At 65.1% G+C, this 16,665-nt stretch carries 17 protein-coding genes; 12 read left to right on the top strand and 5 right to left on the bottom strand.

The features are described 5' to 3' along the window. The first annotated feature begins 686 nt into the window (after nt 1-686). Nucleotides 687-1,130, top strand: a complete 444-nt coding sequence (locus P3X83_RS03490) for a hypothetical protein (RefSeq protein WP_277303003.1) — start codon at nt 687-689, stop codon at nt 1,128-1,130. Between the two features lie 1,316 nt (nt 1,131-2,446). On the opposite strand, the gene P3X83_RS03495 is transcribed toward P3X83_RS03490, so the two are convergent. Together P3X83_RS03495 and P3X83_RS03500 are read right to left on the bottom strand one after the other, a co-directional pair. Beyond that, nucleotides 2,447-7,324, bottom strand: coding sequence for a type ISP restriction/modification enzyme (locus tag P3X83_RS03495; protein WP_277303004.1), 4,878 nt, complete (start codon nt 7,322-7,324; stop codon nt 2,447-2,449). Between the two features lie 304 nt (nt 7,325-7,628). Then, entirely contained in the window at nt 7,629-8,354 is a 726-nt protein-coding gene (locus P3X83_RS03500) for an XRE family transcriptional regulator (protein WP_277303005.1), read from the bottom strand. A gap of 141 nt (nt 8,355-8,495) precedes the next feature. On the opposite strand from P3X83_RS03500, the gene P3X83_RS03505 reads away from it, so the two are divergent. The 3 genes from P3X83_RS03505 (at nt 8,496) to P3X83_RS03515 (ending at nt 9,950) form a co-directional block, all read left to right on the top strand. Next, nucleotides 8,496-8,843, top strand: coding sequence for a hypothetical protein (locus P3X83_RS03505; protein WP_277303006.1), 348 nt, complete (start codon nt 8,496-8,498; stop codon nt 8,841-8,843). Nucleotides 8,844-8,854: 11 nt separating this feature from the next. Further along, the gene (locus P3X83_RS03510; protein WP_277303007.1) at nt 8,855-9,298 is read left to right on the top strand and encodes a GntR family transcriptional regulator; all 444 of its coding nucleotides are present in this window, start codon (nt 8,855-8,857) and stop codon (nt 9,296-9,298) included. 79 nt (nt 9,299-9,377) lie between these two features. Further along, a complete protein-coding gene (locus P3X83_RS03515) occupies nt 9,378-9,950 on the top strand; it encodes an HD domain-containing protein (protein ID WP_277303008.1) in 573 nt (190 codons plus the stop codon). Here P3X83_RS03515 and P3X83_RS03520 read toward each other — a convergent pair. Together P3X83_RS03520 and P3X83_RS03525 are read right to left on the bottom strand one after the other, a co-directional pair. Further along, nucleotides 9,918-10,394 carry an NUDIX domain-containing protein gene (locus P3X83_RS03520; protein WP_277303009.1) on the bottom strand — a complete coding sequence of 159 codons (477 nt, stop codon included), beginning with the start codon at nt 10,392-10,394 and terminating at the stop codon, nt 9,918-9,920. The genes P3X83_RS03515 and P3X83_RS03520 overlap by 33 nt on opposite strands. A 1-nt stretch (nt 10,395) precedes the next feature. Beyond that, complete coding sequence (locus P3X83_RS03525; protein ID WP_277303010.1) at nt 10,396-11,136, bottom strand: helix-turn-helix transcriptional regulator; 741 nt, start codon at nt 11,134-11,136, stop codon at nt 10,396-10,398. Nucleotides 11,137-11,283: 147 nt separating this feature from the next. Between P3X83_RS03525 and P3X83_RS03530 the strand changes: the two genes are divergently transcribed. Continuing rightward, entirely contained in the window at nt 11,284-11,496 is a 213-nt protein-coding gene (locus P3X83_RS03530; protein WP_277303011.1) for a hypothetical protein, read from the top strand. A 165-nt stretch (nt 11,497-11,661) separates the two neighbouring features. On the opposite strand, the gene P3X83_RS03535 is transcribed toward P3X83_RS03530, so the two are convergent. Then, entirely contained in the window at nt 11,662-12,024 is a 363-nt protein-coding gene (locus P3X83_RS03535; protein WP_277303012.1) for a winged helix-turn-helix domain-containing protein, read from the bottom strand. Between the two features lie 201 nt (nt 12,025-12,225). Here P3X83_RS03535 and P3X83_RS03540 point away from each other — a divergent pair, with 201 nt between their 5' ends. From P3X83_RS03540 to P3X83_RS03570, 7 genes are all read left to right on the top strand, one after another. After that, on the top strand, nt 12,226-12,558 hold the full coding sequence (locus P3X83_RS03540; protein ID WP_277303013.1) for a hypothetical protein: 333 nt from the start codon (nt 12,226-12,228) through the stop codon (nt 12,556-12,558). Further along, on the top strand, nt 12,551-13,876 hold the full coding sequence (locus tag P3X83_RS03545) for an FtsK/SpoIIIE domain-containing protein (RefSeq protein WP_277303014.1): 1,326 nt from the start codon (nt 12,551-12,553) through the stop codon (nt 13,874-13,876). Before P3X83_RS03540 ends, P3X83_RS03545 begins: the two co-directional genes overlap by 8 nt. Nucleotides 13,877-13,894: 18 nt before the next feature. Next, nucleotides 13,895-14,497 carry a DUF2637 domain-containing protein gene (locus tag P3X83_RS03550; protein WP_277303015.1) on the top strand — a complete coding sequence of 201 codons (603 nt, stop codon included), beginning with the start codon at nt 13,895-13,897 and terminating at the stop codon, nt 14,495-14,497. Between the two features lie 16 nt (nt 14,498-14,513). Continuing rightward, the gene (locus tag P3X83_RS03555) at nt 14,514-14,861 is read left to right on the top strand and encodes a hypothetical protein (RefSeq protein ID WP_277303016.1); all 348 of its coding nucleotides are present in this window, start codon (nt 14,514-14,516) and stop codon (nt 14,859-14,861) included. Nucleotides 14,862-14,869: 8 nt separating this feature from the next. Continuing rightward, nucleotides 14,870-14,998 (top strand): hypothetical protein, encoded by a 129-nt coding sequence (locus tag P3X83_RS03560; RefSeq protein ID WP_277303017.1) that lies wholly within the window; start codon nt 14,870-14,872, stop codon nt 14,996-14,998. Between the two features lie 98 nt (nt 14,999-15,096). Further along, nucleotides 15,097-16,440, top strand: coding sequence for a replication initiator (locus tag P3X83_RS03565; protein ID WP_277303018.1), 1,344 nt, complete (start codon nt 15,097-15,099; stop codon nt 16,438-16,440). Continuing rightward, entirely contained in the window at nt 16,437-16,622 is a 186-nt protein-coding gene (locus tag P3X83_RS03570; protein WP_277303019.1) for a helix-turn-helix domain-containing protein, read from the top strand. Before P3X83_RS03565 ends, P3X83_RS03570 begins: the two co-directional genes overlap by 4 nt. Nucleotides 16,623-16,665: the final 43 nt, after the last annotated feature.

Below are 16,665 nucleotides of genomic sequence, written 5' to 3' on the forward strand. Positions count from 1 at the left end.
CCCCGGTTCTTCTTGCCGCGGTGCGCTCCCTTCCCCTGCTCGGTGAAACTTCCCAAAATGGCAAGAGGCCCCACCCGGATGATCACGGATAGGGCCTCTGAGCTGCGAGCCGACGAGGGGAATCGAACCCCTGACCTGCTGTTTACAAGTCAGAACAAGATCGTCTATGGACATCCCCCCGTGTCGGATCCGCCCTGCCTGACGTGCACTCAGACATGATCAGCTTCCATCGATGTCCACCGTCGTCCACGAGTGTTGTTAGCATCCGCGTTAGCAAGACCGTCGCTTTTCAGGCGGAGCAAACACCCTGCTCGTCTTGCCCCACATGAGGTCAGAACGTGGTGGATGGGTGCCACCGTGTGTCAACGGAAGCCGACGTTGTCGTCAGCGGTGTCGTCATCAGCACCACCTTGTCCGGTGGCAAGACCCGACGAAGGAGGGGCTTGGCGTCGATCGCCCCGACCACGAATGGCACGCGCCGAAGTACGCGATCGTCACGGCCTCAGCCGCTTCGCGCCCCTCTGATCCGTTGAAAGTGGCTGGGATCGGACGGCGTACCAAGGCTGCCTTGCTGTACTTCCTGCGCCGTACAGCACCGGCGAACACCCGCATGCCCAGTGGCGAGGCAGCTACCAATCGCGTCAACACTCCCGCACTGGATCGATCCAGAGTGTATGCATGACATCATGATCGCGTTACGACGACACCTCCACGCCGCCGCCGTGCTCGCACTGGTCAGCCTTCTCACCGCCTGCGGCGGGACCACGATCAACAAGGATGCAGCGGCCATCATCGGTGACCTCGGTGCCAACGGCGTGCCCGCCAAACTCGGCACCGTCTACGACGAGAACACTGACCCGAACAAGCTGCTTGGCCGCCCCAATGGCTACCTCAGCAAGGCCGAGTTCACCGACAGCAGAGTCAAGGCTGACATGGCGGGCAGTGTCGAGGTGTTCGAAGACGCCGGCAGCGCGGAGGCCCGCGCCGAGTACATACAGACGCTCGGAAAGACTCCGATGCTGGCCGAGTACACGTATGTCAAAGGGAACGTCGTGGTACGCGTGGACAAGAGCATGGCTCCCTCAGACGCCAAGGGGTACGAGGACGCACTCAGCAAGATCGTCGAATAGCTGCGGAGCATTGGATCTGGTTGGTGCCCTCGTAGATTTGGGTGATCTCCGATACCCGACTCGGCGCCCTGCGAAGGCATGCTGATCACGGCGCTGAACAGGGAATAGGCTTCGGGGCGTCCCATCACTTCTCGCTGGTTTCGACGCTCCCACGGAACAGCGACGGAACAAGACCGGGAGGCTGTGAAGTCGTCAGCGTGGCCGTCAGAGATACCGTCACGCCCAGTGCCGAGGCCCGACAAAGGAGGGCCTCGGCGGTGATCGCCCCAGCCCGTGAGATGGGCACCGAAGTCCGCGATCGTCACGGCCCCAGCCCTGTTGGGGCGGGGGTTGTCGAAATCACCGCGCCGCGTCGATCCTACACGATTCTGTCACTTCTCCCTGCTCGCAGCCCTTCGAGGGACTGAAACAGGGTGATCGGAGCGTGCCGCAAAGAGTTTATGGCGGACCTTAAAACTGGCCAAAATCGGTGCCCTGCCAGGAACACGGGCATGCAAATGTATGCTCGAAACATCCTAGTAAGGAGGTGGTGGCCCGTGGAGGGCCGAAGTAGGGAGATGAAGGGGGACTAGATCGACGATGGCCGATTACGCCTTGGGCGTGGTCGGCATACTGCTCGGCGTGGGGCTTCGCAGACTGATTCACACACTGTGTGACGGTTTGCGACTCTACTTCTACCGCCGCCATGTCCTGGAGCCTTTGTTGTCAGCGAAGGCCAACGGCGCAGAAGAGAGCAAGCTGCACGTGCGAGCCTCGTCGATCGAAATCCTCCTTGAAGAGAAGAAGAACGGCTCTGTCGGTCCCTCTAGCGAGGATCGTGACCGAGTCGGCAAGGGTCAACCAAGAAAGGCCACACAAGGAAAGACCCCGCGGCCATCCAGGAGTCGTGGGAAGAATGCCCTTACAGAGCGACAGGGCGCCAACACACGGAGGAAAAGCTCCGACCCCAAGGGTCGTTGAGCCCCGCCCCGGCCGCCACCCATACAGGAGGCCGGGGCCTCTCCATTCGAGAGTAAGCAGATGTGGCCACTGAACCACAAACACCCTGCTCACAGGGGCTCCCTCGTAGGTCCAAGGGCAGGTACGGAAGAGGCCGCGGTGAGGGGCCGCACTACCGCCGCTCTCAGGTGAGCGAAGTTCTCCACTCGAAGCAGCAGTAGTACGGGCCTGAGGGCCGTTGACGTCCCGTAACTGGCCTCCAGCTCTTAGGCCGGGGCTTTCTCAGGTTGGCGGTGGGGGTGCTCGTCGTGCGGTGAGCGGCCAACCCGCGCCCTAAACTGCCCGCTGCAACGAGCCACACGCCTCAGCCGATACGTCTAATCCAAGATCTCCAACGGGGGGAGATTGTCCACGATCTTCATCGTCTCCAGGCTGATCGTCACGATCCGCTTGAGGAGGTCAATGATGTAGCGCGGATCGTCAGACCAGTCGTTGGGGTCGTTGATGATGCCGGAGTCCTTATCGGGCTTCACGTGATACCGGTCGATGATCCATTCGATCGCGGAGCGCGCGCCGAGCTTGTAGCGGTACGCCTCTTCCGGGATGTTGGTCAGGGTAACTCGGGTGTTGTAAATGATCGTCGAACGGTCCGGCTGCCCCTTGGTTTTCGGGATCTTCATCTTCGCGACACGATACAGCTCGTGGGGCGGGGTGCCGGTCGTGTCGCCGGTGACCGTCTCCACGATGCCCTTGTACGGCTCGACCTGCTCATAACGGATATGCAGGTCAGCGAGCTTCCGGCCGGCCTCAGTGAAGCCACGGAAGTCACGTACCTTTGGAATCCGCGGGAGAGCCTTCTTCAAATCAGCGGCGTAGCGCTCTCGGTAATCGCTCGAATGGAGCAGGCCGTATGTGTAGTAAAAGATATCATCCTTTGTGATCGCGGAGTCTGCGTATGTAGTGCGGTAGGCGACCAAAGCACTGTTGGTAATGTTGTCGGCTTTCTCAGGGCCGCCCTCTTGCTCAGACGCAGAGAAAAGATTGTCCTCGCTACTGACCTCATGGTAAGTGAAGCGAGGGAAGAGATATCCACCCTTGCCAAACACGTCAAGACACGGGACGAGATCTGTGGCTAGGACCGCAAAGTCAGCCGTCGCATGGAAGCCGTTGACATAGATTCCAAAATTCCCGGACTCCTGCAAGGGGAACATCTGCGGCAATTTGCCGGGCCTGTGATTGAGATCCCGATCGAAATAAACTGACTGACGGCTGAACGGGCGGTACAAGCTAGTAGCCACGCGACTTGAGTCGAACTCAATTCGCTTGCCACGAGCCACCTTAGGAATCAGACTAGAGGACCAACTAATCTTCTTGGGATTGCGATCGACGAACCTCTCGGCGTCCTCTGTCTTTGCACGAGTGATTCCCCTAGCTCGACAGTGCTCGACGAACTTATCTATCTGGTCGTTGTAGAAGTCGATTGTTGACTTGACATTCTCGATAAGGCGTTGCTTGGAGTAGTTGTAGACCCAGGCATCGCGATTTGTCCCCAGCCCAAGGGAGTGAGCTGCGAAGACAGAATCCGAACTTGCCGCCTTTTCGCTTCGGACGAGAGCTTGGAAGGTGGCGAACCGTTCGTCTCGCTGGTTGACCCAATCTCCGTCCTCATTCGGAGTGATCTGCTGCCAATCAACCGAGTAGAGGTCTTGCGAGCTGAGAATTCGGAGCTTCTCTTCGCGAGGGAGGTAGTCACCAATGTCACGGTAGTACAGCGAGCATTCGCTATCCGCATCGGCAATATTTCCACCCTTGACGAGAATAAGGATAGCGACTGTGTTCCGGCTGCCAGAGCCGAAAATCTTTCCTCCCTCCATACGGGATTGCTCACCAGTCGTGCGCTGGTTGCCTCGTAGGTTGTAGCAGTAGATCGCATCAAACTCGCTGGTGAGAGCATTCCGCAGGCCGTCATAGGTGTTGCCGTCTATATAGCCACCGTTGGATACGAACGCGACGATTCCTTCGTTTTTTACCCGGTCAGAAGCCCACCGAAAGGCGCGAATGTAGGAGTCGTACAGCGTCCGAGTAGATGTGGCTGTAGAGCGTGCGGCATAAGTGTCTCTGATTCGCTCGTCCAGGACGTCGTACTTTAGATTCTGGTTGTCGTCGTTCTGGCTATCCTGCCCCACCGAGTATGGCGGGTTGCCGATAACTATAGTGATGTTCTGCTTCTGCTGCTTCTTCGCTCGCTCACTGTTGCCCTCCATAACCTCCATGCCCTCAAAGGTGGCATTGCCCTCAGCGAGTTGGAAGGTATCAGTGAGCACGATGCCCTCGAAAGGCTGGTATTCGCCGCCGTTAAGATCGTGGAAAGCGGCCTCTATGTTGATGGCAGCGATGTAGTACGCGAGCAAAACGACTTCGTTGGCGTGAAGTTCACACGTGTACTTGCGGAGTAGATCCGCCGGCTTGATCAAGCCGGACTGCAAGAGACGCACAGGGAAGGTGCCGGTACCGACAAACGGATCGATGATCTGAACGCCCTGGTCGGTCAGTGAGCGTCCGAAGTGCTTGGTCAAGGCATTCTCTGCGGAACGGATGATGAAGTCGACAACCTCGATAGGGGTGTAGACGATGCCGAGCGCATCGGCGGTCTTCGGCAGGGCGGTTTTGAAGAACTTGTCGTATAGCTCGACGATGACGCGCTGACGGCCCTCGTGGTTGTCGATTCCCTCGGCGCGCACTCTCACCGAGTTGTAGAAGTCCTCCAAGGTTTTGGCTTCGGCACCCAAACTTTGATCGTCGAGGATGTCAAGCATCCGCTGCATGGCCTTGGAGACCGGGTTGTGGTCAGTGAAGCGATAGTCCTTGAATAGGGCATCGAAGACGGGCTTGGTAACAATGTGCTGGGCGAGCATGTCAACGGCGTCGGTCTCGCTGACCCGAGGGTTTAAATTCGACCGCAGTTCGTTGACGAATTCTTCGAGGGCAGCTCGTTTCTCGGGGGAAACCAGCGCGGCCTTGATACGCGTGACGTGGCGGTCAGCGATTTGAGCAATGTCCTTGGCCCAGTCCTCCCAGTAGTGACGCTCGCCGACCTTGACGACGATGCGGGCATAGATCGCGTCCCGCCAGTCGCTGACGTTGAACAGCGTCTCCTGGATGTGCTGAGCGCTCTCGGCTTCCTTCTCCTTGGCGTCCTTCGCGCTGTCCTCGGTGCTTGAACCGTCCTTGTCGCCAACCGACTCGTCGCCGGGGCCAATGTGACCGATGCCAATCTTGTTATCAGGCTTCTTCTTGTTCAGCTCGATCTGATTGACAGTGGCATCGAAGCGGTCGTCGTGGGCACGGAGGGCCTGGAGGACTTCCCAGACGGTCTTGAAACGCTGGTTTTCGGCGAGAGCCCTTTCTGGTGCCACCCCGGCAGGCACGGCGACGGGCAGGATGATGTAGCCATAGTTCTTGCCAGGGGCCAGGCGCATCACTCGCCCGACCGACTGAACGACGTCGACCACGGAGTTGCGAGGGTGCAGGAAGAGCACTGCGTCCAGACTGGGGACATCGACCCCCTCGGACAGACAGCGGGCGTTAGACAGGATCCGGGCTTTGGCAGGGCCGGGGTCTTGCTTGAGCCAGTCCAGCAGCCTGTTACGTCGCAGGGTGTTGAAGGTGCCGTCGACGTGGTCGACCTCACACTCCAGCACTCCATCGTCAGGGTCGTCGTAAGCGTCGACGACCTCGTTGAAACGAGCCGTGATCATCTTCGAATCTGCGATAGATCGAGAGAAGGCCACGGCCCGCTTCATGGGCGCCTCGCCCTCGGCGAAACCGGAACCGTCGGCGAAGGTCCCCGTGCGCTTGGCTAGCGCGTTCCAACAACCGATGATCTTCGCTGCGTCGCCCAGGTTCAGCTCAGACCCGCCGCCCGCCAAGCCGTCCTGGAGAGTCTTGGCGACTACGCCCTCGTCGATGGTGAGGATCAGGACCTTGTAGTCGGTAAGCAACCCCCGCTCCACCGCCTTGCCGAAGCCCAGATGATGGAACTGTCGGCCGTACTGTTGCTCGTCGTCCATTGAGGTCAGGAGCGCGTCCGCTTTGGCCGCGTCGGCCTTGACTTGCTCCTTGTAGATGCGCGGTGTGGCGGTCATGTAGAGACGGCGATCAGCGCTGAGGTACGTGTCGTCATGAACTCGGACGAATGCCGACTCATCGTGGCCCGACAGTGTGACGCCGGTGGTTCGGTGAGCCTCATCGCAGAGGATCAGGTCGAAGCGAGGCAGGCCCTTCTTCTGTGCCGCCGAGATCGTGGCGATGGACTGGTAGGTGGAAAAGACCACCGTCAGTCCAGGAGTAGCCTCCACACTGGCCATCTGCTGGATCAAGCGATCCGGGTCGGTGGTGGCGGGCAGTGCCAGATCATGGATGGCCATGTCGTTGTCGTCGCCAGCAGCCTGCTGTTTGCCGACCTTCGTGTCGGAGCACACGGCGAAGGCACGTAGAGTCACCTCGGCCTCATACGACCACTCGCGCAAGGCCTGAGATAGCAGGGCAATCGAGGGGACAAGGAACAAAATGTTGGTGTGCTCCCCCGCTCCCGACAGGGCGCGTTCCTTCTGCACCCGCTCGGCAATTTTCAGGCTGGTGTAAGTCTTGCCCGTACCGCAAGCCATGATCAGCTTGCCTCGGTTGTGCTCGGTGAAGCCCTTGAAGACGTCGTCGATCGCTTCTTGCTGGTGCTTGCGCGGCTTCTTTTTTCCCTTCAAGGTCATCTCGATGTGCTCTTCGATGGCCTCGTTCAGGTGCCATTCCACCGGGCTGTTCGCGATGTCGGCCAAGCCGAGACGAGTTACTGGGATCTGCTGATCGTTGAGGGCCTCTTCGGCGTGGTCGGTCCACTTCTCCGTCGTGGAGATGATCATTCGACGGGTGAAGCCGCCCTTGCCGGAGGCGGTGAAGAAGGAGTCGATGTCCGCTTTGCTGATGGTGTGCTGGGGTTCGTAGAACTTGCACTGGATGGCACAGAAGCCCCCAGTCTCGCGATCCTGGGCGACCAGATCGATGCCGGTGTCCCGCATGTCGTGCTCGGCCCCCGGCCAGTCAGCCCACATCCACACGCGAGTGAACTGCTCGGTCCACTGCGGATCGGTGCTGAGGTACTGGACCATCAACTCTTCAAAGCGAGTACCGCGATCGCGGTTCACATCGGAGCTGTCACGGATGGACTTGATGACGTCATGCACCGTCGCGGCTATGGTCACTGCGCCTCGTTCCCATCACAGTCGACGGCGCGCTCCCGCGCACCGCGAAATCACACCAGGAGTATGCAGAACTCTACGATGTTCAACAGACAGCCGAAGACGATCGACTGTTCCTCGCGGAGCTTTATCTCAGAGTCCGTCGCGCCGTGGACTCTCGCGCGTGGGCGGCGCTGGCCCGGACCGGCCGAAGAGCCGCAGCCGGGCCAGCTTCCCGCCGACGCGCGGCCGGGACGCCGCAGGCGGCTCGGCCCTTGATGACGAGAAGACAAGTTTCTTTCGATCTTGGACCGCGCGTGCGCCCTGGTCAGCTGCATGGTGTGGCGGTAGCCCAGATGCGGTTGTAGCTGTCGAGGTAGGTGTTGGTGGCTCCGTCGTCTCCTGTGGTGTGGAGGTGGATGACGGGGGCTTTGGCGGCGGGGGTGCCATGAATGTGGGGGTTGATGAGGAGCCGGTCGTCGGCTCGGTAGAGGGAGTTGTAGAGGATCGTGCGGTGGAGGCGTAGGTCGATGCCGTCGACTGCTGTGAGGGGGCGGTAGAGGGTGATGGCGTTGTGGACGCGGGCGGCCATGACGTCGGGGCCGATGCCTTCTTCTTCGCCTCGGGCGGCTACGGCGGGGCTGTCGGGGTCGCCGAGAAGGATGCGGATGTGGACGCCGGCGCGGGCCTGGGTGGCCAGGAGGTGGAGGAGGCCGGTGTCTTCGGCGAGGAAGAGGCCGCTGTAGGTGAGGATGTCGATCTGCTGGGTGGCGCGTTCGAAGTGGCGGCGCCAGACGGTGCGGGGGACCATCCAGCGGTGGGGGTAGACCGCTTGGAGTTCGGGGCTGGCGGGGTGGTCACCGGGGGCCAGGTCGGGCCAGAGGTCGGCTTCGTCGAGGTCGAGGAGGTCGGCGAGGGCCCAGCGGTGGCGCTGGTAAGGGGTGCGGCCATGGAGCCAGCGGTCGACGGTTTTGGGGTCGACGGCGAGGCGGGCGGCGATGTCGGTGGTGGTCAGGCGGGCCCGGGTGAGTGCGGCGCGTAGGTGGTCGTTCATGGCGGGCACCTTTCGCGGGCGGGCTGGTGCTGCGACGCTAACATAAGACGTCCCTAGACGTCCCTGAGTTGTGGTGTAGAGGTTCCAGCGCTCTGACCAGGCTTTCCACCAGGCAACGAGCAAGGTGAAGGGACCTGGCCCATGACCAAGATTCAAGAGCAGCAACGCGCCTATCAGCTGACGCTGCTGGGGAGGTTGCGCGACGAGCTGGTCGAGCACGGCGTGATCGTCGTCCTCGCCGCCGGGGAAGACGACAAACGGCCCTGGTTGGACGTCACCGACGCGGACGACAGGGTGCGCAAGGTGACCGTGCACCTGGCGTTCCTGTGGTTCTACTGGGGCGACCAGGCCGACGAGCGGGTCTCATGCACCGACGTCGGGTACGCGGCCGACCGCATCCGCGAGGCGGCCCTGGCGGGCTGGCACCCCGGCGAGCAGGGTGAGCTGTCGTTCAACCTGGGCAACGCCGCACGGGCGTACCTGCCCTGAGATCGGTGACGGTGGCCGAGTTACTGACCGGGTGGCGGATCTACACGCAGATCGCCGACCGGTTGCGCAAGCGGATCGCCTCGGGCGAGTACCCGCCCGGGGCGCTTCTGCCGTCGGAGAAGGCGTTGTGCAGGCAGTTCATGGTGGCGCGGAACACGGTACGGCGGGCGCTGGCGATCCTGGCCGATGAGGGGCTCATCGTCACGCACGCGGCCAAGGGGCGCGAGGTGGCGGGAGGCGACGACGCCGAGCCGTACCGGTATCGGCTGATCGCGCGTGAGCTGCGGGAGCAGATCCAACGGGGAGAGTTGCGGACGGGGTCGGGGGTGGCGAGCGAGGCGGAGTTGCAGCGGCGGTATGAGACGTCGCGGAACACCGTGCGCCGGGCGCTAGCCGAGCTGGAGCGGGACGGCCTGATCGGTGTAAAGCAGGGCGTGGGCAGGTATGTGCGCTGATCGGTGCATTTGGGACGTCTGCAGACGTCCCGGCCGCGGGGTGGATGCGTCCCCGGGGTGGCTGCCTATCGTGGCGGACATGCGAGGAATCGAGTGGGCGCGCGACGTGGCCGAGAGCCTGCTGGCCGGGCCGTTGCCACGCCGGTGGGAGCATTCGCGCGGGGTCGGCCGGCGCGGGGAGATGATCGCGCCGATCCTCGGCGGTGATGCCGAGTTGCTGGCGATGGCGGCGTGGTTGCACGACATCGGATACGCCCCCGACCTGGCGGGTACCGGGTTTCATCCGTTGGACGGGGCGCGTTATCTGCGGGACGTGCACGGGGCGGACGAGACGCTGTGCCGCCTGGTGGCCCACCACACGTGCGCGGTGCTGGACGCCGCCGAGAAGGGGCTGCTCGATGTGCTGCTGGCCGAGTTCCCGATGACGCGACCGGATCTGGTGGAGGCCCTGACCTTCTGCGACATGACGACCAGCCCTGACGGCGTCCCGATCAGCGTCGGCGAGCGGATCACGGAGATCCGCGTACGGCACGACATCCCCGAGGGCGGCGGCGACACCCTCACCGAGGCCACGCCGTACATCCTGGCCGCCGTCCGCGACGTCGGCGACAGGCTGGCCTCAGCCGATGTACGGCTCGCCTGCCCGGCGTAGGTGCTGCTCGATCCGCATCCGCATCGAGCGGTCCATCGGCAAGGCGGCGACATCAGTTGCGGGGATCCAGCGGACCTCGCGCGACTCATCGCTCGGAGTCGGCTCGCCGTCCACCGGGCGGGCGGTCAGGACGATGGAGAACTCTTGGCGGGCCTCGCCGTTGCTGGTGTAGAGGATCACGTGGCGCGGGTCGGTGTAGGTGCCGACCAGGCCGGTGATCTCGCAGCGGATGCCGGTCTCCTCCAGCGTCTCCCGAACGGCCGCATCCGGGAGGGATTCGCCCAGGTCGATCGCACCGCCGGGCACGGCCCAGTTGTCGTTGTCGCTGCGGCGGATCATCAGCAGGTCCCCGGCGTCGTTGGTGACCACGACGTTGACCGAGGGGACGAGGCTGTTGGGCGCGGGGGCGTCCGGGTCGTCGTAGAAGTCGATGCGGCGGGCCACGTCAGGACCCCACCGGTCGGGCGCCGGTCCAGATGCGTTCGAAGCTGTCGAGGTAGGTGGCGACCATGTCCCCGCCGACGACCTTGCGCAGGTGCAGCACCGGCGCGTTCCCGGCTGGAGTGCCATAGATGTGCGTGTTGATCAGCAACTGATCGTCTCCGCGGTAGATGGAGTTGTACAGCACCGTGTCGTGCAGCCGGATCTCGACGTTGTCGCGGCCGATCAGCGGCCGGTACAGCACCAGCACGTTGCGGATCTTGGCGGCCATGCCGTCATCGATGCCCTCGTCCGCACCGCGCTGGGCGACCTCAGGGCATTCGGGGTCGCCGAGCAGGATCCGCACCCGCGTCCCCGCGTCGGCCTTCTGCCCGAACAGCCGGACCATCCCGGCGTCGTCCGCGAGGAACATGCCGCTGTAGACCAGCACGCCGATCTCCTGGTCGGCCTCGCCGAACAGCCGTCCCCACGCATCGCGCGGCACGGCCCAGCGATGCGGGTAGAGGGTGACGACCTCGCTCTCGGAGGCGGCGGCCACCTGCTCACGCGACAGGGCTTCGGGCCACAGGTAGGACTCCTCCATGCCCAGGAACGCGGCCACGGCGAACCGGTGACGGCGGTACGGCGTGCGGGCCTGGGTGATCCACCGCTCGACGGTCTTGGGATCGACGCCGGTCGCCTCGGCCAGGTCGCTCACCTGCGCACCGCGCTGGAGCAACGCCGCGCGCAGCCGCTCGTTCGCCATCTCACCTGCCCATAAGGACGTCCGGGGACCTGGCAATGGTACGCCGGACGTCTTGAACATGTCCCGTCGTGCAGTGATCTCGTCCTGCCGTCTCGGCGCACTCTCGGTATCGCAAGCAGTTACGGACAGTGACCGAGAGGAGTGATCATGAGTAGCAAAGATCCTCAGCCGGGCGAGAGCGCGGCGTGTGAGTGCGGCGCGCGTCTGGAGGAGGGACGCGACCGCTGCCGCAAGTGCCTGGCGTGGGACCGCTGGCGCAGGCGGCAGGCCGCCCGTCAGAGGAACCTCAGCAGGTCGCGCGATGACCGCCGTCCGCCGCGCGGGTCGCGCCGTACCGGCAGGCCGGGGGTGACCCGATGATGACGATGCTTCCGCTGATCATCGCCGCGGTGCTCGGGGCCGCTCTGCTCGTCGGCTACGCGGCCGTGCTGATCGGCATCCGCCGTGAGGACAAGATGATGAGCCTCGCCCACCCGCCCAAGAGCGCGGCCGCGTCACTGGCGCGACGGGTGACCGGCTGTCACGTCAGGACGGCGAGGCCGGGCGTTCAGTGGACTCGGGCAGCAGCGACTCGACCCGCGCCAGCCGTACGGACAGGTCCCGCACAGCGGTGCGCAGCTCACTGACCTCCCCGGCAAGATCGGCCGACGGCCCCGGGGCGACGTCGTCGCGGACGAACACGCCCTTGCCCTGCTGGCCGACGACCAGGCCCTCGTTGCGCAGGATCCCGACGGCCATCTTCACCACCGACAGCGACGCGTCGTACGTCTCGGCGAGCTGGGCCGTGGACGGCAGCGCGGCGCCGGGCGCGAGGGATCCGCCGTGGATCTGCTGGCGCAGGTCGTCGGCGATCTGAAGGTAGCCGGGCTGGCCGGTCTTCTTGATCATCGCTCCCCTTCATCCCCACGAGCGTGGGGAGCAAGCATTCGCAGGCTCCACCAGAGGAACCCGAGGCTCATCCCCGCGAGCGCGGGGAGCGGCCTCTGTCATCACATCACGAAGTTTCAACCAAGCCAACCGAGAGCACATTGACAACTGAGCCAACTAGGTTAACTATGTTGCTCACGACGAAAGAGGAGGTCACAGCACATGCGCAACATCCCGATCCCGGTCGACACCGGCCGACTCCGCTTCACCTGCGTCAAACCGCCCCGGCCCCGCCTGCTCAACCGCGAGACCGGCGAACTCAAGACCGACAAGTCCAGCGGCCAGACCATCTACGAGGTGATGCTGTCGGTCGAGGACGACTCCGACCGCATCGAACTCGTCAAGATCGGCACCGTCGGCGAGCCCGCCGTGTCGCCCGGCGACGAAGTCACCCCGGTCGGGCTGGTCGGCTACGTCTGGGAGATGGCCGGCCGCTGGGGCATCTCCTACCGCGCCGCCACCATGGTCCCGGCCACGGGGGCCAAGAGTGCCTGAATCGCTGCACCTGCCGCTCGCAGTCCTGGCCCTCCTCGGGGCCGGGCTGTGGGCCTGGCGCCGCTGGCACCCCGCGTCGTTCTGGCTGGTCATCGGCTACCCGCTCAACGCGATCACCGTCCGGGCGACCTGGCGCAAGATCGCGCTCGGCTGCGGGCTGACCAAGAAGCGGCAACGCTGGTGGTTCACCACCGTGCCCGGCGCGATCGCCTCGACCGGCCTGGTGCAGGTACGGCGGCGCTTCCAGCGGGTCGCCGTGGACACCAAGCCGTTCATGTGGCTGCCGCTGCCCACCCGGTACGGCTGGCGGGTCACCGTCCACACGCTGGAAGGGCAGATCCCGGACGACTACGCGGCAGCGGCCGAGCGGCTGGCGCATTCGTGGGGCGTGCACGCCGTACGGGTCTCCTCGCCCCGGCCGGGGCGGGTCGTGCTGGCCGCGACGATCCGCGATCCGCTGGTCACCGTCAACGAGCTACCACCCTCCAGTGACCTGCTCAAGGTCACCGTGGGACGGCTGGAGACCGGCGGCCCGTGGACGATCGACTTCCGGGTCGTCCCGCACTGGCTGAACGCCGGAGCCACCCAGTCCGGCAAGTCCAACCTCGCCAACGTGCTCATCGTCGGCCTGGCGCCGCAGCCGGTCGCGCTGGTCGGCTTCGACCTCAAGGGCGGCGTGGAGTTCACCCCCTACGCGCCCCGGCTCTCAGCGTTGGCCACCTGCCGCACCGAGTCCGTCGCGTTGCTCGATGACCTGGTGACGCTGATGACCGAGCGTATGGGGCTGTGCCGGACGGCGGGCGCGCGCAACATCTGGCAACTCGCCCCGGCCGTCCGCCCGACCCCGATCGTGGCCCTGGTCGACGAGCTGGCCGAGCTGTACCTGATGGCCGACAAGTCCGAGAAGGACGAGATCGCCCATACCTCCACGGCCCTGCTGCGCGTCGCCCAGCTCGGCCGGGCGTTCGGCATCTACCTGTTCTGCTGCGGCCAGCGCATCGGCTCCGACCTTGGCCCCGGCGTTACCGCGCTCCGTGCTCAGTGCTCCGGGCGGATCTGTCATCGGGTCAACGATCCGGAGACCGCCACCATGACCCTCGGCGACCTCGACCCCGCCGCCCTGGCCTCCGCCCGGACCATCCCGGCCGAGACACCCGGCGTGGCCATCGTCGCCTCCTCCGACGGCCAGTGGTACCGCGCCCGCTCCTTCTACGTCAGCGAGCAGGCCGCCGAACACGCCGCTCGGATGTACGCCGACCTCGCCCCGTCCTGGGCCGAGATCACCACCACCAGGCCCACCGAACTACAGAACGCCTGATCAAGGAAAGGGGACACGATGCGACGCCTCGCCTGCCGACTGCTGGACACCGGACCCGTCGTGGTCCTGGCCGTCATCGCGGGTGCCGGATCGTTCACCCACATCCGCGACACCGCGCACCAGAGCGGCCAGACCGGCTGGATGTCCTACGCCATCGCCGTGTGCGTCGATCTGACCTGCGTCATGGCCGCCCGCGAACGGCAACGCGACAAGAAGACCGGCCGTACCCGGCGCGGGCCGATCTCCTGGCCCGCCCTCGTCCTGACCGGCGGCGTCGTCCTGTCCTTGGCGGCCAATCTGCACCAGGCCGCCCCAAGCGTGTGGGGGTGGATCACCGCTGCCACCCCGGCGGGCGCGTTTCTGATCGCCGTGTCCATGCTCGAACGCCGCGCCACCACCTCGGAACCGCTCCCCGAAGAGGACGAACAACAGGTCGCCCAAGACGAGGCTCCAGCACCGTCCTCAACCCTCATCGACTACGCCCGCCGTGTCGCCGACGAACACCACGCCCGGCACGGCGAGCCCATCACCTGCGACGCGCTGCGCGCCCGCCTGGGCGTTTCCCACCAGCTCGCCTCTGACCTCCTCCAAGCCCTGCGCATCACACCCGAACCCGCCTGATGAAAGGAGACACATCATGAACGGCCCCGACCGAACCGCCTTCACCACCGGACTACGCGCCCTGGCCGACTTCCTGGACGCCAACCCGGCCGTCCCGGCTCCGCCGTACCTCACCGCCCACCACTTCCCGGCCCGCGCCGACGACACCACGATGCGCGCCGCCATCGACCAGATCGCCGCCCGTCTCGGCACACCGGCCGAGATCGAAGACGCCGACTGCGGCCACTACAGCACATCGATCCACTTCGGCCCGGTCGAGTACAAGGCCCTGGCCATCTTCGCCGACGCCCGCGCCCGCCATGCCGCCGAGACCAGCTACTCCGGCTGCGTCCGCCCCGACCACACCACCAGCGAAAGGAGGTGACACCCCACATGGACACCGACGAGCCGCCCGAGCCTGAGCCCCAGCCGCAACGCTGGCGCTGCTGCCACTGCGGCGGCACCGGAGTCGACTCCTACGGCGACACCTGCCGCCACTGCGACGGGCTCGGCTTCTGCTGAACCCCGCCGACGCCCCCGGCCTGGCCGTACATCCGCCAAGACAACCGCCAGGTCGGGGGCCATCCCTTCACCCGAACGAGCGAAAGGAGACCACCATCATGCCCACATCCACCGCAAACGCGCACGCGATCCGCACCGCCATCACCCGTCTGAACCACCAGGACTACACCCGCTGGGCCACCCAGACCCGAAAGATCGGCGGCTGCCGACAGCCCATCCACCTGCGCGGCAAGGTCGAACACCACGACCGCGCCACCGGCGCCCTGCTCCACCGCTACACCACCCGCACCGAACCTGACGGCCTGCTTCGCGTCCCGTGCAAGACCCGCCGCGCCTCCCGCTGCCCGTCCTGCGCCGAGACCTACCGCGCCGACACCTACCACCTCATCCGCGCCGGCCTGGCCGGTGGCAAAGGCGTCCCGGAAACGGTCACCACCCATCCCACGCTGTTCGTCACCCTGACCGCCCCGTCCTTCGGCCCCGTCCACACCCGGGCAGGCAACCGCTCCTGCCACCCCCGCCGCGACGCCCCGATCTGCCCGCACGGCCGGACCATGTCCTGCATCGCCAAACACCACCCCGACGACCCGCGCCTCGGCGAGCCGCTCTGCCCGGACTGCTACGACTACACCGCCAGCGTTCTGTTCAACGCCCTGGCCCCGCTGCTGTGGAAACGCTTCACCGACGCCCTGCGTTGGCAACTCGCCAAACTCGGCGGCCTCACCCTCACCGAGCTACGCCGCCACCTGGTCCTCTCCTTCGCCAAGGTCGCCGAATACCAGCGACGCGGCGTCGTCCACTTCCACGCCATCATCCGCCTGGACGGCCGCACCGGCCCGACCACCACACCACCGGCCTGGGCCACCACCGACCTACTCACCGCCGCCGTCCAGCACGCCGCGACCGCCGTCACCGCCACCGCCCACGGCCACACCCTGCGCTGGGGCACCCAACTCGACATCCGCCCCATCACCACGAACGGCGACCTCACCGAACAAGCCGTCGCCGGATACGTCGCCAAGTACGCCACCAAAGCCGCCGAATGCGTCGGCACCCTCGACCGCCGCATCAAACCCCTGGAAGACCTCACCGCCCTGCCCATCCGGCCGCACGCCCGCCGCCTCATCGCCGAATGCCTCCGCCTCGGAGCCCTCGACGACCTGACCGATCTCCGCCTCACCGCCTGGGCCCACATGCTCGGCTTCCGAGGCCACTTCTCCACCCGCTCCCGCCGCTACTCCACCACCCTCGGCCAAATCCGCGCCGACCGCGCCACCCACGCCCGCGACCAGACGATCACCACCGGCCGCCTCCCGCTCTTCGACGAAGACACCGTGCTCGTCGTCGCCGAATGGCAATACACCGGACGCGGCTACAGCCTCGGAGACGCCCTCATCGCCGCAGCGCTGAACCAGTCGCCTACGAAGGGCAGCGGGCTTTGACCCGCCTCCTCCTGCGCGTCCCTGAAGCAGCGGAAGCGCTGGCCATTTCCCGGGCCAAGCTCTACCGCCTGATGGACGCCGGAGAGATTCCTTATCTCCACATCGATCGCTCTCGCCGTATCCCCCTGTCCGCTCTGGAGACGTATGTCGCCGCGCTGATCGCAGAGGAGAGCACACCTTGACCAGCGCTGCTGCTTCCCAGACCCCGGCAAGAAGGCCAAGACG

Origin of the sequence: Spongiactinospora sp. TRM90649, assembly GCF_029382225.1 — a bacterium.
Taxonomy (GTDB): Bacteria; Actinomycetota; Actinomycetes; order Streptosporangiales; family Streptosporangiaceae; genus Spongiactinospora.